At 52.9% G+C, this 23,951-nt stretch carries 18 protein-coding genes; 15 read left to right on the top strand and 3 right to left on the bottom strand.

The features are described 5' to 3' along the window. Positions 1 to 62: 62 nt before the first annotated feature. Complete coding sequence (locus tag STSP2_RS04435; RefSeq protein ID WP_146660223.1) at positions 63 to 485, bottom strand: hypothetical protein; 423 nt, start codon at positions 483 to 485, stop codon at positions 63 to 65. Positions 486 to 1,038: 553 nt separating this feature from the next. Here STSP2_RS04435 and hemW point away from each other — a divergent pair. From hemW to STSP2_RS04465, 6 genes are all read left to right on the top strand, one after another. After that, complete coding sequence (gene hemW / locus STSP2_RS18010; protein ID WP_146660225.1) at positions 1,039 to 2,202, top strand: radical SAM family heme chaperone HemW; 1,164 nt, start codon at positions 1,039 to 1,041, stop codon at positions 2,200 to 2,202. Positions 2,203 to 2,373: 171 nt separating this feature from the next. Next, positions 2,374 to 5,112, top strand: coding sequence for a DUF1565 domain-containing protein (locus tag STSP2_RS04445; RefSeq protein ID WP_146660227.1), 2,739 nt, complete (start codon positions 2,374 to 2,376; stop codon positions 5,110 to 5,112). 299 nt (positions 5,113 to 5,411) lie between these two features. Next, positions 5,412 to 8,138, top strand: coding sequence for a right-handed parallel beta-helix repeat-containing protein (locus tag STSP2_RS04450; protein ID WP_146660229.1), 2,727 nt, complete (start codon positions 5,412 to 5,414; stop codon positions 8,136 to 8,138). 134 nt (positions 8,139 to 8,272) lie between these two features. Then, positions 8,273 to 8,812 (top strand): hypothetical protein, encoded by a 540-nt coding sequence (locus STSP2_RS04455; RefSeq protein WP_146660230.1) that lies wholly within the window; start codon positions 8,273 to 8,275, stop codon positions 8,810 to 8,812. Then, the gene (locus tag STSP2_RS04460; protein WP_146660232.1) at positions 8,812 to 9,159 is read left to right on the top strand and encodes a hypothetical protein; all 348 of its coding nucleotides are present in this window, start codon (positions 8,812 to 8,814) and stop codon (positions 9,157 to 9,159) included. The genes STSP2_RS04455 and STSP2_RS04460 overlap by 1 nt, the downstream gene beginning before the upstream one ends. Positions 9,160 to 9,315: 156 nt before the next feature. Next, positions 9,316 to 10,347, top strand: coding sequence for a cell envelope integrity protein CreD (locus tag STSP2_RS04465; protein WP_146660234.1), 1,032 nt, complete (start codon positions 9,316 to 9,318; stop codon positions 10,345 to 10,347). A 1-nt stretch (position 10,348) separates the two neighbouring features. On the opposite strand, the gene STSP2_RS04470 is transcribed toward STSP2_RS04465, so the two are convergent. Further along, a complete protein-coding gene (locus tag STSP2_RS04470) occupies positions 10,349 to 10,948 on the bottom strand; it encodes a MarC family protein (protein WP_146660236.1) in 600 nt (199 codons plus the stop codon). Positions 10,949 to 11,324: 376 nt separating this feature from the next. Here STSP2_RS04470 and STSP2_RS04475 point away from each other — a divergent pair, with 376 nt between their 5' ends. From STSP2_RS04475 to STSP2_RS04500, 6 genes are all read left to right on the top strand, one after another. After that, complete coding sequence (locus STSP2_RS04475) at positions 11,325 to 12,860, top strand: DUF11 domain-containing protein (protein WP_169852990.1); 1,536 nt, start codon at positions 11,325 to 11,327, stop codon at positions 12,858 to 12,860. 90 nt (positions 12,861 to 12,950) lie between these two features. Continuing rightward, entirely contained in the window at positions 12,951 to 13,448 is a 498-nt protein-coding gene (locus STSP2_RS04480) for a hypothetical protein (protein WP_146660240.1), read from the top strand. A gap of 169 nt (positions 13,449 to 13,617) precedes the next feature. Then, positions 13,618 to 14,463 (top strand): mechanosensitive ion channel family protein, encoded by an 846-nt coding sequence (locus tag STSP2_RS04485; protein WP_146660242.1) that lies wholly within the window; start codon positions 13,618 to 13,620, stop codon positions 14,461 to 14,463. Positions 14,464 to 14,852: 389 nt separating this feature from the next. Next, positions 14,853 to 15,755, top strand: a complete 903-nt coding sequence (locus STSP2_RS04490; RefSeq protein WP_169852991.1) for a TlpA family protein disulfide reductase — start codon at positions 14,853 to 14,855, stop codon at positions 15,753 to 15,755. Positions 15,756 to 15,864: 109 nt separating this feature from the next. Beyond that, positions 15,865 to 16,899, top strand: coding sequence for an NF038122 family metalloprotease (locus tag STSP2_RS04495; RefSeq protein ID WP_146660246.1), 1,035 nt, complete (start codon positions 15,865 to 15,867; stop codon positions 16,897 to 16,899). A 515-nt stretch (positions 16,900 to 17,414) separates the two neighbouring features. Beyond that, positions 17,415 to 19,124 carry a transporter substrate-binding domain-containing protein gene (locus tag STSP2_RS04500; protein WP_169852992.1) on the top strand — a complete coding sequence of 570 codons (1,710 nt, stop codon included), beginning with the start codon at positions 17,415 to 17,417 and terminating at the stop codon, positions 19,122 to 19,124. Positions 19,125 to 19,167: 43 nt separating this feature from the next. Here the strand turns inward: STSP2_RS04500 and STSP2_RS04505 are convergent, their stop codons facing one another. Continuing rightward, positions 19,168 to 19,509 (bottom strand): hypothetical protein, encoded by a 342-nt coding sequence (locus STSP2_RS04505; RefSeq protein WP_146660250.1) that lies wholly within the window; start codon positions 19,507 to 19,509, stop codon positions 19,168 to 19,170. Between the two features lie 233 nt (positions 19,510 to 19,742). Here STSP2_RS04505 and STSP2_RS04510 point away from each other — a divergent pair, with 233 nt between their 5' ends. The 3 genes from STSP2_RS04510 to STSP2_RS04520 all read left to right on the top strand — a co-directional run bounded on the left by STSP2_RS04510 (position 19,743) and on the right by STSP2_RS04520 (position 23,904). After that, positions 19,743 to 20,072 carry an ArsR/SmtB family transcription factor gene (locus STSP2_RS04510; RefSeq protein ID WP_146660252.1) on the top strand — a complete coding sequence of 110 codons (330 nt, stop codon included), beginning with the start codon at positions 19,743 to 19,745 and terminating at the stop codon, positions 20,070 to 20,072. Between the two features lie 12 nt (positions 20,073 to 20,084). Continuing rightward, positions 20,085 to 22,568, top strand: a complete 2,484-nt coding sequence (locus STSP2_RS04515) for an FAD-dependent oxidoreductase (RefSeq protein ID WP_146660254.1) — start codon at positions 20,085 to 20,087, stop codon at positions 22,566 to 22,568. 136 nt (positions 22,569 to 22,704) lie between these two features. Further along, on the top strand, positions 22,705 to 23,904 hold the full coding sequence (locus tag STSP2_RS04520) for a 4Fe-4S binding protein (RefSeq protein ID WP_146660256.1): 1,200 nt from the start codon (positions 22,705 to 22,707) through the stop codon (positions 23,902 to 23,904). Positions 23,905 to 23,951 lie beyond the last annotated feature (47 nt).

The raw sequence follows: 23,951 nt of genomic DNA on the forward strand, positions 1-23,951 counted from the left end.
GTATGCATCGCCGCATTCGTTTTTTCAATAAGAAAACGCCATCCGTCTTATATGCAACAGATCTAACACAAACTTGGCAAGCCTACTCTGGCAAGATAATCTTCATACGGCCTTTTAAGCCCGTAGAAGTGCCAAAGCAAATACAGCCACACAGCAAAGTCCACTTCATTCAGCCCGGGATCCTGATAATAGATGTTGGCATAGGAACAGAACCAGTAAACTGAAGGAATCGCAATGGCCGAAGCCATCAAGGCATGCCAGGCATATCGCATACGACGCTTATAAAACCATAAAAACGCAGCAGTGCCTAAGAACCCAAATGGAACGACAGGGGCCATCCAACCCCCACTGCTAGCCGGACTCCCAAGAACAGTATCATTCCCGCTGTACACGTATATATCGTATACAGCTTTAAAACAATATAGAAAATATAAAAATGTTGCCACTCGCGACCAGCGACGCAGCGGATTTTTCATCTTTGCCAAACTTACCACCTCACATCTGCTAACAACCATCCCATTTGGCCAGAGCGTCTGCCACAGTAACTATCCTCGCTTGGCCTTTTTACCCTAAGAATGATTCGTTGAGTAGCATACATCAGTGATGACACAAGATACATTTCCACATTATTCCCAATTGAAAACGCAAAAACTCACAATTTCTAACTATACATAAAATCGCAATGAAAGCAATATATTTAACATCCCCACAGTGACCTGTTTTCGTTCTGATCAGCGCGTCCGGAAACCCAACGCTAACAACATCAGTCAACACAGCCCATCTTGATGCACCACCAGCCCACGCCCCCCCCACATAAAAAACACATTTTCGCAAAATGCTGTAAATCGCAAACCAAATCGGTTACAATCCCAAATCCTTGAACGTTGCTCCCGGCGGCAAGAAGCGTTTTCTGGAAATACTGTTCTGTTTGGAGACAGTAAAATACAGGTTTCAATGTTGTATCTGAAGACTCATTGCGCCCCAAAGCCGCCGGCCCCCACTTGCAATCCCCAGCCGAACTAACTACAATCCACACCCATGACCGCTCAACCGCGACAACCCGAACCCGCCGGCCTGTACTGCCACATACCGTTCTGCGCGTCCAAGTGCCGCTACTGCGCCTTCTACTCCGAACCCGTCTCACGCCACACCACCGCCGAGCTCGTCACTGCCATGATCGCCCACCTCCGCCGCTGCGACCCCGCCCAGCCGATCACCACCGTCTACATTGGCGGCGGCACACCGACCTGCATCCCGCCCGCCGACCTGCTCCGCCTGATCGACGCGATCCACAATCACTTCCGCATCACGCCCGACAGCCGTGAATTCACCGTCGAAGCCAACCCGCACCATCTCACGCCGTCCCTGCTTACCGGCCTTCGCGACCACGGCGTCAACCGGCTGTCGGTCGGCGCGCAGTCGTTCTGCGACCGCGAACTCGCACTGCTCGGCCGAACGCACACCGCCGACGACATCACCGCCGCCGTCCGCAGCGCCCGCGACGCGGGCTATGGAAACATCTCGCTCGATCTGATCTTCGCACTGCCCGGCTCGACGCTCGCCGACTGGCAGCGATCGCTCGACGCCGTCCTCGCGCTGGCCCCCGAGCACATTTCCGCCTATAGCCTGGCCTACGAACCCCGCACGCCGTTCCACCGCGCCCTCGAAGCGGGCGAACTCACCGCGACCGACGAAGAGACCGACCGCCGCATGTACGAACTCACAATCGACACGCTCACCGCCGCCGGGTACGACCATTACGAAATCTCCAACTTCGCCCGCCCGCACCGCCGCTGCCGCCACAACCTCACCTACTGGGCCAACGACCCGTACATAGGCATAGGCCCCGCCGCCGCAAGCTATTATAAAGGAATTCGCTCAACCAACACCCCCGACATCCCCGCCTACATCTCCGCCCTGCAGCAGAACGACCTGCCCCCGCAAACCGAAACCCACACACCCACCGACCTCGAAACCGCCTGCGAAACCGCTGTCCTCAACCTCCGCCGAACCGCAGGCATAGACCTGGCCGAATACAAATCCCGCACGCACCACGACCTCCGAGATCTCTTCGCAAAAGAGATCGACCACAACATACGCGCAGGCCTGCTAACCCTCAAAAACAAAAGCAAAAACCTAGCCCTAACCCCCCAGGCCCTCCCAATAGCCGACAAAATCCTCACCGACTTCGCAACAATATAACCGGCATCTGTATTTCGTATCGCTTGACCGCGATGTAAGCAAAATGCCAAGAAAACTATCCGAAAATCTGTTTACTTCTTGAGTTTACTCGTTGTTTTCGGTATAGTTGCACATCTGTATCCAAATGCGTCGACTTTTCAGGTATAAAGCTATAAGGTGGAAGGTAACAAAATGCGCAAAATCAATCGTCACATTCTAAGTATTGCAGTATTACTGTTCTTGTCAATCCTCACTGTCTCACCAGCAGGCCACATCCCCACCGGCATCCATTTTGATGTGCCTCTCGAAACCGTCCTCAATGACTGGGGCTGGGAAATTGTGTACCGTGGTGATTATGGAGAACGCTTGCCTTTTGATGACGTGTTTGGGGATGTGACTCGGGACACTATAATGCTTGCCGGCATCCGCGATGGTTCTCAAACAATTGATGTACTTGCTGCGGGGCCCACAGACGAAGTTCTTGAATATACGCCTAAAGATGTAACTCACGAAGCTAATGGTGTTCTTTGGTTTTGTAATGCTTATTCGATGGGATTTGCCGGTCCCGGTGACGTTATTAAACAACTGATGGTGGATACCAGCGACGATAGAGATCGCGACAGGCTAACTTGGAATACGAATGGTTTTAGCGTGCCTGATGAAGATTATACCATTCCCGATGAGCTGACACATGGTGGGCAGAGCGGTAGGAACATAAATCTTACTTACAGCACCGAATGGGACCGCCTTGTCCTAGAGTATGTCGGAGATGTGGGGAATCCAGTTGCCCTTGTAATTCAAGGTCCAGAGACGATTGTTAAGGGTGCGTCAGCACAATTCAAAGCGGTTGCCGTTTACGATACCGGAATCAAACGACCACTGAACAGTTCCATGACATGGGCCGTAAGCGACGATTCCCTGGCCACAATAGATTCCCGCGGGGTGCTAACGGCCTCGGATGTATCCTCTCCCCAAAAAGTGACGATACACCTGGAATACATTAAGAATGGCGTCACGTGTGAAGGTTCTTTCGTTTTAACCATTACTACAGTTGAAAAAAAGTTGTATTTTTCAAATGAATATGCTTGCTGGCGGGCGGACCCTGATGGTAGCAATCTTGAACCATTACCGGTTGGCCAGGGGAATGTATTTGACATTGCTTTTGACTATGAAAATCAAAGAATGTATTGGGGCAGTCTTCATCGATATGCCAATGAATTGAAAAGCGCAAACCTTGATGGATCTGATTATGTGGCTATAGGTAAGGCATATGTCAGAGGTGTTGCTGTATATCCCGGTGCCGGCAAAGTGTATTGGACGGATTCGGCATCTGATACAATCGAACGGGCCAATCTAGATGGTAGCAATAAAGAAGTCCTGGTAAGTAGCGGGTTGGCAATGCCATCTGGTCTGGAGCTCGATGTTTCGGAAGGTAAGATGTACTGGGTTGATACTGGCAACAATCATGTGAGATGTGCCAATCTGGATGGTACGCAAGATGAGATACTTGTCCGGTCACTTGACAACCCCATTGATTTAAAACTAGACCTGACAAACCGGAAAATGTACTGGGTTGATCATGGCAGCGGGAAGTTACAAAGGGCGAATCTCGACGGCACGCGAGTAGAGGACGTGGTCACAGGTTTGGCTTATCCTGGTGGTATAGCCTTAGATCTAAAAGATGACAAAATTTACTGGACGGATTTTAGCTATGGGCATGTCGCTCGGTCAGATTTAGATGGCTCCAATATTGAGATCATTGCTGAGGACCTCGACCATCTATTCGCAATCAATATTTCTGCACAGTACAATTCTCCCAGCAAGCTTCTGGGCTTAGAGATATTCGGCCCTGCAGAAGTCCTTGGGACAGAGCCTGAGCAGTACCAGGCAATCGCCCACTACCAAAACAAGAGCCTTATTGCTACGGATCTCGTGACTTGGTCAGTTACGACTCAAGAAATCTGTAGCATTGAAGACGGCAAGCTTTTAGTCGACAGAATTTCAAGACCGGCCGAGGCCACGATCTATGCGGAATACAGTGACGGTGGAAGGGTAGTTGACACGTCAAAGATAGTCACCTGCGTACCTATGTTGACAACGTACTACGTGGAAGCAGCTCAAGGCAATGACAGCAATATCGGCACTGACCCCGATTATCCCCTCGCTACCATCCAGAAAGCTATCGAACTCGCAGAAGACGGCGACACCGTCCTCGTCAACCCGGGTACTTACCAGGGCGAAGTAGACTTTATGGGCAAGGCCGTCACCGTCGCGGGTGTGCCCGGCCCCGACGGTGCACCCGTGATCGATGGACTCGACGACTTCGCGGTATCCTTCTACAACGCTGAAGGCCCGGACACCGTCTTCAAAAACTTCGTCATCGAAAACAGCTATATCGCGGTCTTCCTCGCAGGCAGCTCGCCGACCATCAGCAACCTGACCATCGTCAACAACCGCTACGGCATCGAAGCCTACGCCGACGCTCAGCCGGCCGTTAGCAATTGCATTTTCTGGAACAACGAACTCGACGACATCTTCCAGTGTACCGCAACATATTCCTGCATCGAACGCGGCTACGAAGGCCAGGGCAACATCGCCGACGAACCCCTCTTCGCAGACTTCGAACAGGGCGACTACAGACTCCACTCCGAGATGGGCCGCTACTGGCCCGAGATCGACAAGTGGGTACTCGATGACGTAACCAGCCCCTGCATCAACACAGGCGACCCGGCCCTGTACCCAGCCGAAGAACCGTCACCCAACGGCGGCCGCATTAACATGGGCGTCTACGGCGGAACCACCCAGGCCAGCCGAGGTCCTTGGGCCATCAAAGGCGACATCAACCAGGACGCAAAAGTAGACATGGCCGATCTCGCAATCTTCGCAAACAACTGGCTGACAGCAATGCCCTGGACCCAGCAAACCGATTGACAAAAGCAACAACAGTCATCAAACCAGCAGTCACCAACATGGCTGCTGGTGTTTTTATATCTGGCCATAACCGCCCAGGCCCTCACAATAGCCGACAAAGTCCTGACCGACTTCGCAGCCGTGTGACCGACAAGTTCATTTCGCATTATTTGGCCGACGCTGTAGTAAAATACCAAGAAAGCTGTCCGTAAATCTGTTTACTTCTTGAGTTTACTCGTTGTTTTCGGTATAGTTACACATCTGTATCCAAATGTGCCAACTTTTTTCAGATATAAAGCTATAAGGTGGAAGGTAAAAAAATGCGTAACAGTCACATGCTAGGTATTGCAGTATTACTGTTCTTGTCAATCCTCACTGTCTCGCCCGCAGGCCATCTCCCCTTTGGTGTACAAAACGATGTTCCCCTCGACACCGTTCTCAACGAATGGGGCTGGGAAATTGTCTATCGTGGGGATTATAATCTGCATGAATCTTCTGACACCATGTTTGGTGATATTACATCGGAGTATGTTATGCTCGCAGGTATTCGCGATGGGTCACCGACGATCGACACTCTCGCAGCAGCTCCCGCCAGTGTCGTATTCAAGCACACCAACCTGAATGTCACTAATGAAGCAAATGGAGCATTATGGTACTACAACGGCAACTCAATGGGCTTTGCGGGTCCCGGTGATGTGATTTTCCAGGGCACTGCGGATACCAACGGACAGGATGAACGTGACAGACTCAGTTGGCATACTTCAAACACTTATCTTCGTCCGCCGGTCTACATTCAAAGTGGTTGGCGTTGCGGCAATATCATACGTCTCTACGATGACACCTGGGACCGGCTGGTCTTGCAGTATGTCGGAGACATGGGCAATATGACCGGTCTGCAAATTGACGGCTCAGATTCGGTGGTCGCCAATCACAAAACCCAGTTTCAGGCCAATGCTTTCTATGACAGCGGATTTCGATCTTCTCTTCAGAGTGGCGTTGTGTGGTCCGTCGATAATAGTCAAATTGCAAGTATAGATTCGGATGGAGTTCTCAGTGTTGCAAAAATAACGTCTCCTACTGAACTCACTGTATACGCTGAATATACGGAAGACGGGACAACACATACGGATTCAACCAGTATAATGGTCAAACCGAAACTGGAAAAGAGATTGTATTGGGCAGGAAATGCTTCTTCATTGTTTCGCAGTAAATTGGATGGAAGTCAGAGAGAAGAATTGTTGAATTTTGATTTTTTTGCAGGTCTTGCTATTGATTCTATTAATGGCAAAATTTATTGGATAGATGATAGAAAAGACGCAATGTTCCGTGCGAATTTAGACGGCACACAAATTGAATATTTGTTTGATGTGCAGCAGTCTTCGCCAAACGGTGTTGATATAGATGAGGAGAACGGAAAGCTTTACTGGGCGTCAAGCCGAAATATAACCCGGGCTAATATTGATGGTTCTCAGCGAGAAAATCTGATTGAGGACAGTCGCGGTCCCTGGTTCAAAAGCATAAGATTAGATGTTCCAAATGGTAAGATGTACTGGATAAATGGAACTGACAGAACAATTGAGCGTGCAAATCTGGATGGTTCGGCGCAAGAAGTAGTCATAAGTCAAAATTATTGGACGGTGGCATTGGAACTTGATCTGACAAACAATGAACTATATTGGTCAAATACGGCTACGGACAAAATCCGAAGAGCCGGTCTTGACGGATCTTACATTCAAACCGTGATTTCAAACGGCCTGGACAGAGCATACGATATAGAACTGGATGTGCCGGGACAGAGCATCTATTGGGTTGATCTGAACCTTAAGTTACTTTGCAAAGCTGATATGGATGGGGGCAACGCAGAATATATTTTCCAGAATCTCAACAATCCTTTGGCTGTTGAGATTGCCGAAGAAGTTGATTCTGCCGTCTTTATTCAAAATTTGGAGCTCACAGGACCTGAAGAAGTGGTTGAAGGTTCTCCCACCAAATATTCGGCCATTGCGTACTATGACCAAAAGACTGAAGACGTGACAAATACGGTTATCTGGTCGGCCGAACCTGCCGATGTCTGTACAATATCTGAATCCGGCGAACTGCTGATTGATGGTATTGAAGAGGCCGGGTCGGTAACGATATATGCAGAATTTCTAGAAAATGGTTTTGTTACCGCAGAAGCCACTAAGACGGTGCATTATGAACCCTACTTTGCAACTTTCTACGTGGATTCTGAATCCGGCAATGACAATAATAATGGCATAGATCCTGAGGCACCGCTGGCTACCATCCAGAAAGCTATCGAACTCGCAGAAGCAGGCGACTCCGTCCTGGTCAACCCGGGCATTTATCAGGGCGAAGTCGACTTCCAGGGCAAGGCTATCACTGTCGCGGGCGTACCCGGCCCGGCCGGCGCACCGGTCATCGACGGCATGCAAGACTTCGCCGTATCCTTCTACAACGCTGAAGGTCCGGACGCCGTCTTCAAAAACTTCGTCATCGAAAACAGCTATATCGCGGTCTTCCTCGCAGGCAGCTCGCCGACCATCAGCAACCTGACCATCGTCAACAACCGCTACGGCATCGAAGCCTACGCCGACGCTCAGCCGGCCGTTAGCAATTGCATTTTCTGGAACAACGAACTCGACGACATCTTCCAGTGTACCGCAACATATTCCTGCATCGAACGCGGCTACGAAGGCCAGGGCAACATCGCCGACGAACCCCTCTTCGCAGACTTCGAACAGGGCGACTACAGACTCCACTCCGAGATGGGCCGCTACTGGCCCGAGATCGACAAGTGGGTACTCGATGACGTAACCAGCCCCTGCATCAACACAGGCGACCCGGCCCTGTACCCAGCCGAAGAACCGTCACCCAACGGCGGCCGCATTAACATGGGCGTCTACGGCGGAACCGCCCAGGCCAGCCGAGGCCCGTGGGCCATCAAAGGCGACATCAACCAGGACGCAAAAGTAGACATGGCCGATCTCGCGATCATCGCAAACAACTGGCTGACAGCAATGCCCTGGACCCAGCAAACCGATTGACAAAAGCAACAACAGTCATCAAACCAGCAGTCACCAACATGGCTGCTGGTGTTTTAATACTTTTGCTTTTTCCGCATTTACCTATATAATGGGTTCAGTGCTTGGTCAAATTGACTCGCGGAGCATAAACCAGAATGCGAAAAAACACGATCACCATTTCGGTCACAATAGCGGCTCTGGCCTCCTTCCTGCTCATGGTCCCTATTGTAAGACAGAACCTGCGAAACAAGAAGGTCCAGTCTTTCCTGTCCGATCTGGCAGCTTTCAACGACAGCATAGAAATCCACGGCTACGAGGTCCCGCCGCCAAGTGATGAATACTCGATCAAAATAAAATCTGGCCCCGAGCTTGATATATTTCGCAAAGATCTCTCTACTGTAATTTCCAGCCATGTTACCAAGGCTGGCCCGCGACTATTTTGTGAATGCGATGCCCAACATAAGATAGACTTTCACTCTCCCACACATGCTTTTGAGCTTCACGTAAAGCACTTACCCAATTTTAAATTTGATCAGCCGCTCGACCCGGCAACTATCATAAATGGCTGCGATCTTGTATACATAAACAGAAAATCCAGCACAGAAGGCACACTCAAACTCGACCGGCAGGCAACTGCAGAAATTGTGAAACTTATCCAGAAAACGGCCGAAGAATATGAGGTGACGCTGAAATAATGCCCAAAACGTTTTCACTCATAATCGGCGCCTTCGTCGGCTTTATTTTTTCGATAGCCGGCTTTCTATCTCATTATATTGGTGTTGGCGGAACATTCACTGAATCGCTCTTCTCATTTCTTGCCGCACCGGTCCTGGGCCTGTTTGCACTGATGGATTATTTAGACCTGAATATGGGCTGTGTCGGCATAATTTTGTATTTCGCATATTTCATGATGCTTGGCGGGGTCTTAGTCATATTCGGCAACTGGGCACTAATGACTGCCACCGAAAAACTGGCCGACCATATCAAGCAGCAAGGCCAAGATGAAGAAACGAACGAATCTGAATCGCAGAGTGAACTATGAACAAAAAAGGAAATATAATACTGGCTGTTTCCGCACTTGCAATCCTCGTGATCGGCATTGTAATCTTTAACGCAGTTGTCGAGTATCGAAAAACGGCACCCGGCCCGGGCATGATGCTTGACTTCAAAGCCAGCCATTATAAGCACAGGAGAAATCATGACCAAAACAAAATCTGCAATGTTCGGCGGGTTGGCAGGCATTATAGTTTTCGCAACTCTGCTCATGCTTACGATCTGGTCAGGAAATGAGTCGTTTGCCAAAACTGTTTTTCTCTGGCTTTCGTTTCCGGCATCAGCTTTCATTGACTTCCTCGTGGACAGAGATGTCTTGTCTGTCCATGCTGCCATTCCCGCCGTGTTTATCATTGGACTTTATTATGTGCTGGTATGTTCAATTCTGGGGATCTTGATAAACATGATTATCTATTGGACAAAGAAAGCTATTCTTACAAAAACAACTGAGCCCGCCAAACCTCGACTCAGTATAGCCTCCATGACAGCTTTCGTTCTGGCGATCCTGAGTATGTTATATGGCCTGTACATAATCAGGCAAAAACCGGACTCGATGGGAGTGCTGATCGAAGGCGTGCCTAAGCTTACCGACATGCAAATCTATCTGCAGGCTGCACTGGTCGGCTCCGCTTTGATCTTCATGATTATAGCTTTGCTCATGATCCGTAGCAAGCACGTTGCACTATTCGGCAAAAAACTTGCGATCGCCGCCTTGCTTCCGGTCATTATAGCTGTCGTAGCGACGGTTTACACCGCTAAGCCGTATTTGAACTCAAAGGACCTCTGTGCTCAGCGTATGAAAATGTTGGGGGTTCATGCTCATGCCAGCCATACTCTTTCTGGATCCCGGTTTCAACGGGCGCGCATCCGCACCTGGTGTGATTGGGTCGTGGGCAAGCACTATGATTTCAGCGACAAATTCAAAGAAACCGGCATATTCCGTTGCCCGGGTTCCGACGAGGGACCGTGTAATTTCGCAATCAATTCAAACATACGCCCAGATTCGGCCGACAACGTGGTATTGCTCTTTGAAACCGCCCCAGGCTGGAACCAGAACGGAGGTCCCGAGCTTCTTGACACCGATAATCACAACGGCAAAGGCTGTAACGTACTCTTCAAAAGCGGCGTAGTCGAATTCGTTAAAACGGAAGATTTACAAAGCCTGCACTGGGAATGAATCACCCCATCCCCAGGTAATTCCGTACTCCGCCGAAGACCACCTGCGCCGCCAGCGCTGACAGCACCAGCCCCGTTATCTTCGTCAGTGCCGACAGTCCCTTCGCGCCCAGCAGCTTCTCCAGCCTATTCGCCGTCAGCAGCAGCACGCCCACCGTCAACACCGCCGCCACGATCGCGCATATCGCGACCGCCTTGCGTCCTGCCGCCGAAATATCCGACCCCATCACCACCAGCGTACCGATCGTCCCGGGCCCTGCGATCACCGGTATCGCCAGCGGCACCAGCGAAATATCCTCGCCCTCGGCCACCTTCAGATCCTCCTTGCCCCCGCGCACCAGCGACACCGCCGTCAGAAACAGCAGTACCCCCGCGCCGATCTGAAAACAGTAAACATCGATACCAAGCACACGGAATATCGACCCGCCCCACAAAAACATCACCAGCACTACCACCAGCGCAGCCGCCGTCGTCTGCGCCGCCATCCGCATCCGCCCCCGCCCGTCGAAAGACTGTGTTAGCGAGATAAACATCGACGTCGCAAAGAAGGGCGTCAAAAGAAAGAATATCGTCAGATACGTATTCACGAACTGATTGGCCATAATACAACACTCCCTGAATAATTACACGCGCATCGCCGCGCACCGCAGATCATCAAAATCCGCATAACTTACATCTTCGCCAATCCATGTAAAGTTAAATCTCGCCGATTCCGCACAAAGTCCCAAAATACCCCCATCGCTGATAGGAACATGCATGACGCTACATACAGGCCCAGCCCTGATTGACCCAGCCCAGTACCCCGTTAATATGGAAGAAGTAATGCAGCGGCGTATCAAAAGGCCGGTATCCTGCAACCTAACAGTATCGGGGGTAAATTTGGAAAGGACAAGCATGCCGAAATGATCACAGCAAAGTACAGGAAAAAATCTAACCACACAACGTTCTAAAATGTTTTCGAGGAAAGGGGTACTTCCAATGAAAATCAAACATGTTTTGACAATCACATTACTTATCGCCGCAGTCTCACTGACGGCATGCTGTCCGCGCGAAAAGACGGCCCGCGTCGAAGAGCCGATGCGCGAGCCTGACCCTTGCGCCGCTTCAGCGATGGCAAAAGCTGAAACTGTCTTCCCGCGCGACATCCGTAACGTCGTACAGCTCGAGAAGATGGCGCCCGAGCAGATCGTCGCCGGCCAGCCGTTCGAATACCGTCTCAAGGTCACGAACCTGACCAGCGAGACCATCTCGAACGTCCGCGTCAGCGACACCATCCCGCAGAATCTTACCGTGACTCAGTCCGAACCCGAGATGGCGTCGATGGAAGAGCGCACCGCCCACTGGATGATCGGCGAGCTCGAAGGCAACGGCACGCGCATGATCACCGTCACCGCCCGCGCATCGGGCACAGGCATGGTCCGAAGCTGCGCATCCGTCACCTACGACAGCCCGTTGTGCGCACAGATGAACATCGTTCAGCCGAAGCTGCGCATCACCAAGATCGCGCCCACCGAAGCTCTCTCATGTGACCGCATACCGGTTAAATATGTCGTCACCAACAACGGCACCGGCTACGCCTGCGATCTGCAGATCACCGATCCGCTGCCCGAAGGTCTCGTCGACGCCGAAGGCAATGACCAGGTCAGCTTCAATATAGACTCCATCGGCCCGAATGAATCCAAAGAGTTCAGCATCATGCTCGACGCTACAACCACAGGAACATTCTCTTCCAAGGCCACCGTCGCCTCTGCAAACAGCGGAACCTCTGAATCCAACATGACAAGGACAGAAGTCACCGAACCAAAACTGCAGATCACCGCATCGGCCCCGCAGCGTCAGTTCATGGGCAAAAGCATCACGTATCAGGTCACAGTCAAAAACACAGGCTCCGGCCCTGCAAGGGATACCACTGTCGTCGCCAACGTACCTGACGGCATAGATTTCGAAACCGCCACCGACCAGGGCGAATTTACCACATCATCGCCCGGCAAGGTAACATGGAACGTCGGCACGATCCCGCCCAACGAACAGAAAACCGTCACCATGAAGATCAGGTACAACCGCGAAGGCGAACTCGTCTCCCGCGTAACAGCCGTCGCTCACTGTGCCGAGGAAGTTGAGCAGACAGCAAGCACGTCGGTAACCGGAATCCCTGCACTGCTGACAGAAGTGGTAGACACCAACGACCCGGTCGAAATAGGCGAAAACACAACCTACAGGATCACGATCACCAACCAGGGTTCCACTGCAGGCAAGAACATCCAGATCACATGTGCACTGCCCGAAAGCATGCAATACGTCTCCAGCACAGGTCCTACCACTGCTTCCGCCGAGGGCAATACGATCACCTTCAAACCTCTGATGTCTCTCGCAGCCGGCCAGCAGCAGACCTGGACTGTAAACATCAAGGCACTGCAGGAAGACGACAGCAGGTTCGAGGTCAAGGTCACCAGCGACACCCTCACAAAACCTGTTCGCGAGACCGAATCAACAATGCTTTATCAGGTAAGGTAATTAATATCTTGATTGACACCCAAGAAACGTCTGCAACAGCAACCCGTGCTTCTGCCGACGCGCGGGTTGCTGTCTCCTGAAAGGAAAACCATGAAGTCCTTGAAACGCACGGCTTTGGTCACAACAACGATCTGCATGCTCTTATCAGGCTGCGGCAAGAGCCCGGAACAAGCCTCTGCCGAAACACAGCAGATAGAAGAACTGCGTTCGCAGGTACAAAATCTTCAACAGCAGCTCCAGCAGACACAACAGCAAAAACAGCAGCTCGAACAGCAGCTCCGGACTGCAACCGGCATGCTCGAAAAGATCACCGCACAACTGCAGGCCGCCGCTCAAGAGAATGAAACCGTACAGCAGCAGATGCAGCAGATGGAACAGACCAACGGCCAGTTGCAGCAGGAGATCCAGACGCTTAAAAACAACAGACAGCAGGAAACGACCGACTTCCAACAGTCCGAACGCTCCCTTGAAGAACTCAAACGCAAGCTAGAACAGTACGACCGGAAGATCGAGGAGTACGAAGAGAGGATCGAAAGACTGGAATCAGAGCTCGAGCGGACCCAGACCCAGCAGAGCCCGGATGCATGACCTGTACCCGTGCTGTGATTGAGTACTTACATAGTATCAATGCAGCCGCTGAGTTATTCCGTGTCGGATGCGGAGAACGAAACGCAGATATGAACGACATCTTTCCGTGCCCGGCACGGGTATTCCAGACCGGCTGAAAACAATATGATCGAAAGCGAGGGATACTGCAATGGAAGCTTTCTTTGAAGACCTATACGCATACGCAGCAGCTTACGGCCTGAGAATCCTCGCAGCCATAATTGTTTTTGCTGTCGGTATATGGCTCGCAAGATTGCTCTCGGGCCTTGCCGAAATGGCGGCTCTCAAATCTCAGCTCGAAGAGAACTTCTCCAGGTTTCTGCGAAATGCAAGCTACGCCACCCTCATTGTCATAGTCGCAGTCGCCGCCCTCGGTGTGCTCGGTATACCAACAGCCTCGATCATAGTGCTCATCGCAGCCGCCGCACTCGCGGTTGGCCTGGCGATTCAGGGCTCACTCGCCAACTTCGCTTCCGGCATAAATCTTTCGCTCGACCAGCCGTTCAAAGTTGGAGATATTGTCGAGATCGCCAACCGCCGCGGAAAGGTGAACCAGATACGCCTCTTCACGACCATCATCAACACCCCGGACAACGTTCGCATAATTATACCAAACAGCAGGATCACCTCCACCAGCATCTGCAACTACACCGTCAACGGCACACGCAGGTTGGATCTGACTTTCAATGTCTCCTACGAAGAGAAGATCGACAGGGCCCGCCACATAATCATGAACGTTCTTGCCATGGACGCTCGCGTCCTTGCCGACCCTGAACCCGTCGTCGCCATCAAAGAGCTCGGCGACAGCGCCATCCGTTTTGCCGTCCAGCCCTGGGTTCGTGCAGCCGACTACTGGCAGCTCAAGTACGACCTCAACACCGAGATCAAACAGGCCCTCGACGAAAACCACATCGCCATCCCATATCCGCACAGAGAGATCCACGTCATTGGCTCTTCGCCCGCATCCCATCAAGAACACGCCCCAATCGAACACTGAACGGACCGCCAGGACAAGGTTTAGCTTGCCCAATACGTCAGCTTTACCGGTCCGGCCCCAACTCTCCCCTCCCTCACGATCATCGGCAAATGACTTTACCCGCCAAAGAAAAAATACACAACACCTTCAGCCTTAAGTCCTGCAAATAAAAGGCTTTATGGCACAAGGTCAGTGTGCGGCCCTATCTCTAATTTGATTTTTCCCACGCCGCGGTCCTATAATAACCCCGGTTCGAATGCAGCAAGATCGTGCGGGATGACTGTCTTCTAAAGATTTTCTGATTTTTCTTCATGTCTGCCTGTTCGCGCTGCCGAACCTCTAACAGAACCGAGCGGGTCAGCGGGACCGCTGCTCAGGCAATTATACCAAATTATATTTCAGGGGGCATCATGAGCGCAAAGAAGCTCACGTTTGCATTTATCACAGCGCTGTTCGTATTCGCGCCGATCACCATCGCGGACGGCAAGGTCGGCGAAAAAGCACCGGACATCACGGTCCGTCAATGGCTCACTCCGAATTCACCCGACGTAAAAAATCTCCAGGGCTCTCCCTACGTCGTCGAATTCTGGGCAACATGGTGCAAGCCCTGCGTAAAGAATATCCCTCATCTCGTCGAGCTCAACAAAAAGTACCGCGACTCGGGCCTCAAAATACTCGGCCTCTGCCAGGACAAGGCCCCGCGCGAGATAAACAAACTCATCCGCAAAAACAAGATCGACTACCACGTCGCCATCGACAACGGCTCCGCAGACTGGTTCGCCATCCGTGCTTATCCCACCGTAATGGTCGTAGACCACACCGGCACCATCACATGGCGAGGCCTGCCATGGAGATCCGGCTTCGAAAAGGCGATCAAAGCCGCCATCGAAAAGGCGCCCCCGCAGTTCCTCGCCGACATCGATCTCGGCCCCTTCGCCGACCACAAACAGGCCCTCAAGGGCGGCAAGAACTTCACCAAAGCCTACTACGACATAAACCATTATGCATCCGAGACCGATGGCTCATCCAAAAGCCGGCTGGCAAAAAAGATCGTCGACCGCATCGATACCGGCCTGCAAAAACAGCTCGACAAAGCTGCGAAAGTCAGCGGTTCCGACCCCGTCACCGCGTTGTGCATCTACGACCAGATCGCCAGACGCTACAGCGGAATAACACCCGCCATCCGCGCAAAGATACTCAAACGCCAACTCACCGAGAACCTGCACAAACAGCAGTCCGAAAATAAGGAGCTGGCATTCTTCTACAACACGGCCCGAACTACGTCGAATCAAAGCCGTGAATCCGTAGACTGAAACGAACACGGGAAGAGACGAACGTGCCTTTAGGCCATCACTTCTTCCACCTGTTATATCATTTGTTCATTGTCTAACCTGGTACACCCTCAGTTTATAAGGGGCAAACATGTTTACAAAATTCAAAACAATAAAAGTGTCTCAGCAGCTTTCACTGGCTCTGCTCCTCGCGTGTGCCTTACACGTAAGCTCTGCATCAGCATCCACCAGCACCGATTTCGCACCTGCTTACGGCACGGGCATCTCAACCGATGCACAGACGGCCATAGACCGCGCAGTCGCATCATGGTCCACCTACCTCAAGGACCCTGTCGCCGTAAACCTTAACTTTGAGTTCCGGACCCTCGCCGCCGGCACCATAACCGAGACCTCCCCCGGCACCCTCTACGGCGATTACGACCAGATACGCAGCATGCTCGTAAACAATGCCGGTCAACCTTACAATGACCGCGAACAATCACTCCTGCCAAATCTGCCCACCGCATCCCAGTTCGCCGCCACCGTCCCGGAAGGCTTCAGCGTACAAAAAAGCATCGCGATCACACAGGCAAATTATCACGCTCTGGGCGGCACCGGCTTTACCGGCTCGGACGGCTCGATCGTATTCTCGAATAACGTCACATGGGACTTCGACCGCACCGACGGCATCACCGCAGGCAGCTACGATTTCCAGGGCGTCGCAATGCACGAGATCGGTCACGCTCTCGGCTTCACCACCGAACTCGACTACGTGGACAGGGTGATTTCCGACGGCCTGACGCGCGATACGACCTGGCCCACCGTTATGGATCTTTTCCGTTTCAACTCCGCCGCTCTCGACGACCCCTCTTTCGATTTCACGACCACACAGAGAAACCTCACGCCCGGCGGCTCCCACGCATTCTATCTCGGCGACGACTACCTCGACCTCTCCACAGGTGAACACACAGGCGATGGTCAACAGGGCGAACACTGGAAAAACAACCTGTCACTCGGCCTCATGGACCCCTTGGCCCCCGGCAAAATGATCGACATTTCCAACAACGACCTCGCGGTTATGGACCTCATCGGCTGGGACGTCGAATATTCCGCTGTCCCAGAACCGGCTACCCTCATTCTGCTCAGCGTAGGTGCTCTGGCACTGGGCAGGTCACGTCGAAAATGATGAATTAGAAGAATAATCAGAAAAGATCAGGATGATTTTCTAGTAGAGAAAGTCCTATAGACCTCTTTTTCCTAGAAGCTGTTCAAACAGCTTCAAGAGTTGCCAGGTACCTTTCTCATGGTTGCAGTCGGGTTCCAACGGATGGAGCCTGGCTGTTTTTACGCGCATACGCAATGACGTCCGCCGCAATCCACAATTATTTTTCGCCTCCGCCCCGATAAATCTTTCAGCAAAAATCGCCTGCTGTTTTGACTATCCCCAATTACGGAGTATACTTTAATTGTTGCGAGTGCAGATAACGACGGATTCGTCGAAGCGCTGGCCTAAATCAGTGCAAAATGGCATTTCGCATCAAGGAAGCAATGCTCGCGAACCGATTAGGTTCCAAGGCATTGCTTCTTTTTTATGAGCGGTTCGCAAATTGATCACAGCTTACTGCCTGCAAAAGCATGCCTTTATCGTTGCTTTTATTTTCAAACACCGCAACAATAGCTGTCGTACTATTGATGATACATATGTACAAAAATTGCCCAAAACAATTCACTTTGGTGTTTTTCCTGATACTCATTTTCAGCGGATTTATCCAGGCACAGCCTGCCAACGCAGATATTAATGACCGACAACTGGTCGCCAAGGACGATTTTGACTACCCGCCGTACTCATTTCTCGACGATAACGGAAGCCCTACCGGCTTTAACATCGAGCTCCTTAAAAAAATCGCTGTAGAAATGGACCTTGATATCCGGATCGAGCTCGATCCCTGGTCCATAGTTCGCAACGAGCTGGAGACCGGACAGATCGACATCATCGCAGGCATGTACTACAGCCCTGAACGAGACAAAAAAGTCGACTTCACCCAACCTCATTCCATAACCTACGGCGCCATATTTTCCAGAAGAGGCTCGGACATCCGAAGCCTCGAACAGTTAAACGACAAAACCATAATCGTCCTCGAAGCGGACATAATGCACGATTTCCTGCTCGAAAGCGATATAGCCGCGGACATCCTGCTCGTTGAAAGTCTCACCGAGGGTTTCCGCAAACTTGCTGCCGGCAACGCCGATTGTATGCTCGCAGAGAATCAGCAGGGGCGCTACGTTATACGCAAGAACAAGCTCGGTAACATCATCACCGTCGGCCCTCCCTTGAGCCCGAACCTGTACTGCTTCGCCGTCACCGAAGGCGATACACAACTACTCGACGCTCTCAACGAAGGCTTGAACCGCCTCAAGGCCTCAGGCGAATACGACCGACTGTTCGCCAAATGGCGGCAATCAATGCACCACAAAAATCAGGTCCGAAAGATCCTCGCCTACGCTGCACTGGTAATGTCCGTACTCTCCGCACTCGTCGCCGTCATATTCTTCTGGTCCTGGACACTCCGTAAAAGAGTCGCGGAAAAAACGCAGCAGCTCCAAACCGAACTCGCCGAACGCAAACGAATCACCAAGCTCCTCAACCTCAAAAACGAAGAGCTCGAAAACATCATCTACGTCAACTCACACGACCTCCGCTCACCCATCGTCAACATAACAGGCTTCAGCACCGAACTGCATTTCCTTTTCGACCGTCTGGAAAAAATACTCAAAGAAAACTCACTCCCGGATGATGTCCAGGCCGAGATATCACACATCATCGACGACGAGGTCCCCCAGTGCGTCAAGTTCATCACCTCAAACGCCAAAAAAATTGACGATCTCCAGTCAGGCCTCCTCAAGATCAGTCGCCTCGGCACCCAGACACTGAATATCACTAACGTGAACATGAATACCCTCGTCACCGAAGCCATCCAGCTCCAGCGGGACAAACACGCCGATTCAAGTCCGCACATCTCCGTCGGCGACCTTCCCACATGCTTCGCGGATTTCGACCAACTGCGGCTGGCGATCTACCACCTCATCGACAACGCCGTAAAATACGCCCAGCCCGATCAAAAAGCGGTCGTCCACATCACAGGCAGCCACGAAGACGGCTACTCAACATACTGCATCAGCGACAAGGGCATCGGCATAAAACCGCAGTACCAGGAAAAGGTCTTCGAAATGTTCCACCGCCTCGAACCCTCATCACCCGTCACAGGCGAAGGTCTCGGCCTCACCATCGTTCGCCGAATAATCGACAGGCTCGAAGGCCGCATCTGGGTCGAGTCCGAAGTCGACGCCGGCACCCAGGTATTCATAAGCTTGCCCGCTCCCACGCAAAACCATTCACCCGATCAACTGTGACCGCAAATGCCCTCCAGCAGATAAGGCATCCGGAACACGGCCCCTAAACCATCTCCCGGTCGATCTCATCCTCCATCATGTCATAAACATCCCCGGTAATCTCAACACCGAACCAGTCGCAGAAACGATCATAATCCATCCCCTCGGGCATCCTGCTCTGATCCGCCAGCCGCATCACCACCTCGTGCCGCACTATGTCCTCCCAGTTCTCGCGAATATATCGCTCCGCCTGTGTCTCATCGTCAAAATCCGGCAGCAGTATCGCCGTCTTGCTCCGGTTGCACTCCTCCAGCGAAAAATCTTCCCCAGTACCAAGCCCCCTCAGCCAGTCCACGAACCCCTGCTTAACCGTAACCACCGCCAGCGACCTGTTGATATAATGCATAGCTTCAAATTCTCCGTTTAATCTTGAAAACCCCATTTTAACGCCCAAAACCCCATCGCAAAACCCAAAAAAGCCCCAACTAAACCAGCTTTTCGAACTTGCCGATTCCACGCCCTAAACACCCGCCAACGCAAAGCCGCGAGTTGCTGCCACAAATTTTTTTGCAAAAATACTTGGAAATATCGAAACCTTACGATATATTGATGTGTAAACAATGCCAACGGAGAACGATCATGACCAAAGAAAACCAAATGCAAAAACAGAAACTGGATCTGCTGCCAGACGACTACCTGGAAATGGCCGCCGACTGCCTCAAGGTCATGGCCCACCCGGTCCGCCTTCGCATCGTCAACATCCTTATGCAGGGAGAATTCGCCGTCCACGAGATCGCCGAGCTGTGCGACCTCGCCCCGCACCAGACCTGCGAACACCTCCGCCTGCTAAAGGGCCACGGCTTCCTCGACAGCGACCGCCGCGGCAGAACCGTCTACTATAAAATCGCATCGCCGCAGCTTCCGGGCCTGCTCGAATGCATAAAGAAAAACTGTAACATCAGCAAATAAACGGAGTAAACAATGTCCGACCAAAAACGCATACTCATCGTCGGCGGCGTCGCCGGCGGAGCCTCAGCAGCAGCACGAGCAAGACGGCTTTCCGAATCCGCCGAGATCATCATGTTCGAACGCGGCCCGTACATCTCCTTCGCAAACTGCGGTCTGCCGTACCACATCTCAGGCGACATCACCGACCGCGACCGACTCCTGGTCCAGACCCCCGAGTCCATGCGCTCCCGCCACAACATCGACGTCCGCACAAACTCCGAGGTCATCGAGATCGACCGCCCCAACAAACGCATCCGCGTTCGTGATCTGCAGTCCGACACCGAATATACCGAACCCTACGACACCCTCATCCTCTCACCCGGCGCAGAACCCGTACAACCTCCCATCCCCGGCAGCGACAACCCCCGCGTCCACACCCTGCGAAACATCCCCGACATGGACTCCATCATCACCGCCGTTGAAAAAGAAAACGTCACCTCCGCCGCCGTCATCGGCGCAGGCTACATCGGTCTCGAAATGACCGAGGCCCTCATCCAGCGAGGCCTCAACGTCTCGCTTATCGAACTGCTACCCCAGGTAATGGCCACCGTCGACCCCGAAATGGCCGCACCCCTGCACCAGCATCTCGAACTTCACGGCGTCGACCTCCGCCTCTCCACCAGCCTTACCTCTATCGAAGAAAAAGCCGACCGCCTCGCCCTCAAGTTAAACGACGGCTCCGCCCTCGACGCTGATATCGTCATCATGGCAGTCGGCGTAAAACCCGAAACAAAACTCGCCTCCGACGCATCCCTCGAACTCGGCCCCCTCGGCGGCATCAAGGTCGACGACCACATGCGCACCTCCGACCCGAACATCTACGCAGTAGGCGACGCGGTCGAAGTCACCGACACCATTGCGCAGACTCCCGCGCTGATCCCTTTAGCAGGCCCCGCCAACCGCCAGGGACGCGCCGCCGCCGACAACGCACTCGGCCGCGACTCCGCCTATCCCGGCACACTAGGCACCGCCATCTGCAAGGTCTTCGACCTCTCCGTCGCAACCACCGGCACCAACGAAAAGCGCCTCAAAAAGACCTCCGCCAAATACGAAAAGATCTACCTCCACCCCGCAAACCATGCCGGCTACTACCCCGGCGCATCACAGATCAGCCTCAAGCTCATCTTCGACCCCAACACCGGCAAGATCCTCGGCGCACAGGCCACCGGCAAAGACGGCGTAGACAAACGCATCGACGTCATCGCCACCGCCATAAAGGCAAACCTCACCGTGCACGACCTCCAGCACCTCGAACTCTGCTACGCACCACCATATGGCTCCGCAAAGGACCCCGTCAACTACGCCGGCTTCATCGCCTCCAACATCATTACCGGCGACATGAAGGTCTTTCACTCCGACCTCGCCGACAACCCCTCCGACGACCAGTTCCTCCTCGACGTCCGCTCTCCCGCCGAGGTCCAGGCAGGCACCATCCCCGGCGCGACCAACATCCCCATCGACGAACTCCGCGACCGCCTCTCCGAACTGCCCGCCGACAAGGAGATCCTCGCCTTCTGCCAGGTCGGTCTCCGCGGCTACCTCGCAACCCGCGTCCTCGAACAGAACGGCCTCAACGCCTCCAACCTCACCGGCGGATACAAAACCTACAGGGCATACAAAGGAACCCTCGAAACCCCCGACTCCGAAGAGATGACCGACGACACGGGAGAAAAACAGATCACCCTCGAAAAAGAGATCGTAACTATGGACAAGCTCAATATCGCAAAACACGTCGACGCCCGCGGCCTCCAGTGCCCCGGCCCCATCATGGAACTCAAAAAAGCTATCGACGAAGTATCCTCCGGCTCTGCTGTCACCATCACCGCCTCCGACCCCGGCTTCGCTCCCGATGTCAAGGGCTGGTGTCACAGCACAGGCAACCGCTTCATCTCCGTAACCACGGACAACGGCGCATACACCGCTACCATCGTAAAGGAACAGACAAAACCCTCACCCACACCGACCTGCAGCCTGGACAAAGACCCAGCCAAAGAAAAAACCATCGTCGTCTTCTCCAACGACTTCGACAAAGCGATGGCAACCTTCATCATCGCCAACGGCGCCGCCGCAATGGGCTCGAAGGTCACACTCTTCTTCACCTTCTGGGGACTCAACCTCCTCCGCAAACCCGAGTCCGTCCCCGTAAAGAAAAACCTCATCGAAAAGATGTTCGGCTTTATGATGCCCCGCGGACCCGAAAAGACCTCGCTTTCAAAGATGCACATGGCTGGCATGGGCACCGCAATGATCAAGGGCATAATGAAAAACAAAAACGTCTCCTCCCTCCCCGAACAGATCGCCAACGCCCAGGCCGCCGGTGTCCGCCTCGTCGCCTGTGCAATGAGCATGGACCTGATGGGCATCAAGCCCGAAGAACTCATCGACGGCGTCGAGCAGGGCGGCGTAGCCATGTACCTCGACAATGCCGAATCCGCAAACGTAAACCTGTTCATATAAATTAGAAGTTGTCTCAAAACGAAAACAGTTTTCAAAAGCACCCGTAAACAATGGCTGACTAACAGCACAAGCCGTCCAACCAGCAGGGGGGGGGCTTGTGCATCCTTCATACCTTAATCCAAGTCGAGCAAAGATCATGAAAAAACTTACCCTCGTCCTCACCATCATTTTCGCCGTACTCGCAACCTCGGCCCTCTCAACCCGCCTCTGGTCCGGCCCCGCCGAAAAGCATACCGAATCCTCTCCTCAGCAGCCAAAGCAGCTAACCTACTCCCCCGACATGACCCTAAAACAATTCGCCGCCGCCAACGATATCCCCCGCCCCGCACTCAAAAAAGTCTTCTCGCTCAGCTCACCAAATGACCTCACCAAAACCCTCGCATCCTTCGAACTCACCCAACCCCAGCTCAAACAGAAACTCTCGCAGATCCGCGCCCTCAAAAAAGAACACGCCACCAAGGACTGGCGCAAGATCGTAATAAAATTCGCCCTCTGGTTCGCCTGGCTCGCCGTCGCATTCACCTTACTCCGCAAAGCCAAACTCACCCGCCGCAACCGCACCGCACTGCTCGCCGTCCCCGTCGTCCTCTTCGGCATCGTCCTCGGAGCCGACCCCAATCCCATGCGCACTGTCAAGGACGCCATCGCGCTCTTCGCAACCGAAAACATAATCTTCCCGCCTCGCCTCCTCGCCTTCGCAGTCTTCACCCTCCTCGTGATCTTCGCCAACAAGCTCATCTGCTCCTGGGGCTGTCAGCTCGGCACCCTCCAGGACTTGCTCTTCCGCACCATGCACGAAAAGGGCACACCCCCGCGCCTCCTCAAACCCCGCAAGATCCCATTCGCCGTAACCAACACCGTCCGCATCCTCTTCCTCGCCGCCTTCACCGCCGTAGTCTTCATCACCGGCTACGACTTCATCGAACACATCGACCCTTTCAAGGTCTTCAAGCCCCAGGCCCTCAACCTCGCAGGCGGCATCTTCCTCGCTGGGATCCTCCTCGCCTCCCTCGTCATTTATCGCCCCTGGTGCCACCTCTTCTGCCCCTTCGGCCTCACCGGCTGGATCGCCGAAAAACTCAGCATTTTCAAAATAAAGATCAACCGCCATACCTGCATCGACTGCAAGGCCTGCGCCCGCGCCTGCCCCTCACCCGTCATGGACCACATCCTCCACAGCAAAAAGCCAACCCCCGACTGCTTCTCCTGCGGCAACTGTATCGAAGCCTGCCCAACCAACTCAGTATCCTTCACCGCCGCAAACCCAAACAAAACAACCAACCCCGCCGACATCACCGAAACCCAAGAACAAACCAGACACCCCAAAACAGCATGATTGAACTATTTCCTACCGCCAGCCGCTATTGCAATCAAAAATCATAA

The sequence above is a fragment of the Anaerohalosphaera lusitana genome, assembly GCF_002007645.1.
GTDB lineage: Bacteria > Planctomycetota > Phycisphaerae > Sedimentisphaerales > Anaerohalosphaeraceae > Anaerohalosphaera > Anaerohalosphaera lusitana.

Coding starts and splice junctions, on each gene's coding strand:
- STSP2_RS04520 (WP_146660256.1), top strand. CDS start 22,705: ATGAAAAAACTTACCCTCGTCCTCACCATCATTTTCGCCGTACTCGCA.
- STSP2_RS04515 (WP_146660254.1), top strand. CDS start 20,085: ATGTCCGACCAAAAACGCATACTCATCGTCGGCGGCGTCGCCGGCGGA.
- STSP2_RS04465 (WP_146660234.1), top strand. CDS start 9,316: ATGACCAAAACAAAATCTGCAATGTTCGGCGGGTTGGCAGGCATTATA.
- hemW (WP_146660225.1), top strand. CDS start 1,039: ATGACCGCTCAACCGCGACAACCCGAACCCGCCGGCCTGTACTGCCAC.
- STSP2_RS04475 (WP_169852990.1), top strand. CDS start 11,325: ATGAAAATCAAACATGTTTTGACAATCACATTACTTATCGCCGCAGTC.
- STSP2_RS04450 (WP_146660229.1), top strand. CDS start 5,412: ATGCGTAACAGTCACATGCTAGGTATTGCAGTATTACTGTTCTTGTCA.
- STSP2_RS04510 (WP_146660252.1), top strand. CDS start 19,743: ATGACCAAAGAAAACCAAATGCAAAAACAGAAACTGGATCTGCTGCCA.
- STSP2_RS04470 (WP_146660236.1), bottom strand. CDS start 10,948: ATGGCCAATCAGTTCGTGAATACGTATCTGACGATATTCTTTCTTTTG.
- STSP2_RS04445 (WP_146660227.1), top strand. CDS start 2,374: ATGCGCAAAATCAATCGTCACATTCTAAGTATTGCAGTATTACTGTTC.
- STSP2_RS04490 (WP_169852991.1), top strand. CDS start 14,853: ATGAGCGCAAAGAAGCTCACGTTTGCATTTATCACAGCGCTGTTCGTA.
- STSP2_RS04485 (WP_146660242.1), top strand. CDS start 13,618: ATGGAAGCTTTCTTTGAAGACCTATACGCATACGCAGCAGCTTACGGC.
- STSP2_RS04500 (WP_169852992.1), top strand. CDS start 17,415: ATGTACAAAAATTGCCCAAAACAATTCACTTTGGTGTTTTTCCTGATA.
- STSP2_RS04480 (WP_146660240.1), top strand. CDS start 12,951: ATGAAGTCCTTGAAACGCACGGCTTTGGTCACAACAACGATCTGCATG.
- STSP2_RS04505 (WP_146660250.1), bottom strand. CDS start 19,509: ATGCATTATATCAACAGGTCGCTGGCGGTGGTTACGGTTAAGCAGGGG.
- STSP2_RS04455 (WP_146660230.1), top strand. CDS start 8,273: ATGCGAAAAAACACGATCACCATTTCGGTCACAATAGCGGCTCTGGCC.
- STSP2_RS04460 (WP_146660232.1), top strand. CDS start 8,812: ATGCCCAAAACGTTTTCACTCATAATCGGCGCCTTCGTCGGCTTTATT.
- STSP2_RS04495 (WP_146660246.1), top strand. CDS start 15,865: ATGTTTACAAAATTCAAAACAATAAAAGTGTCTCAGCAGCTTTCACTG.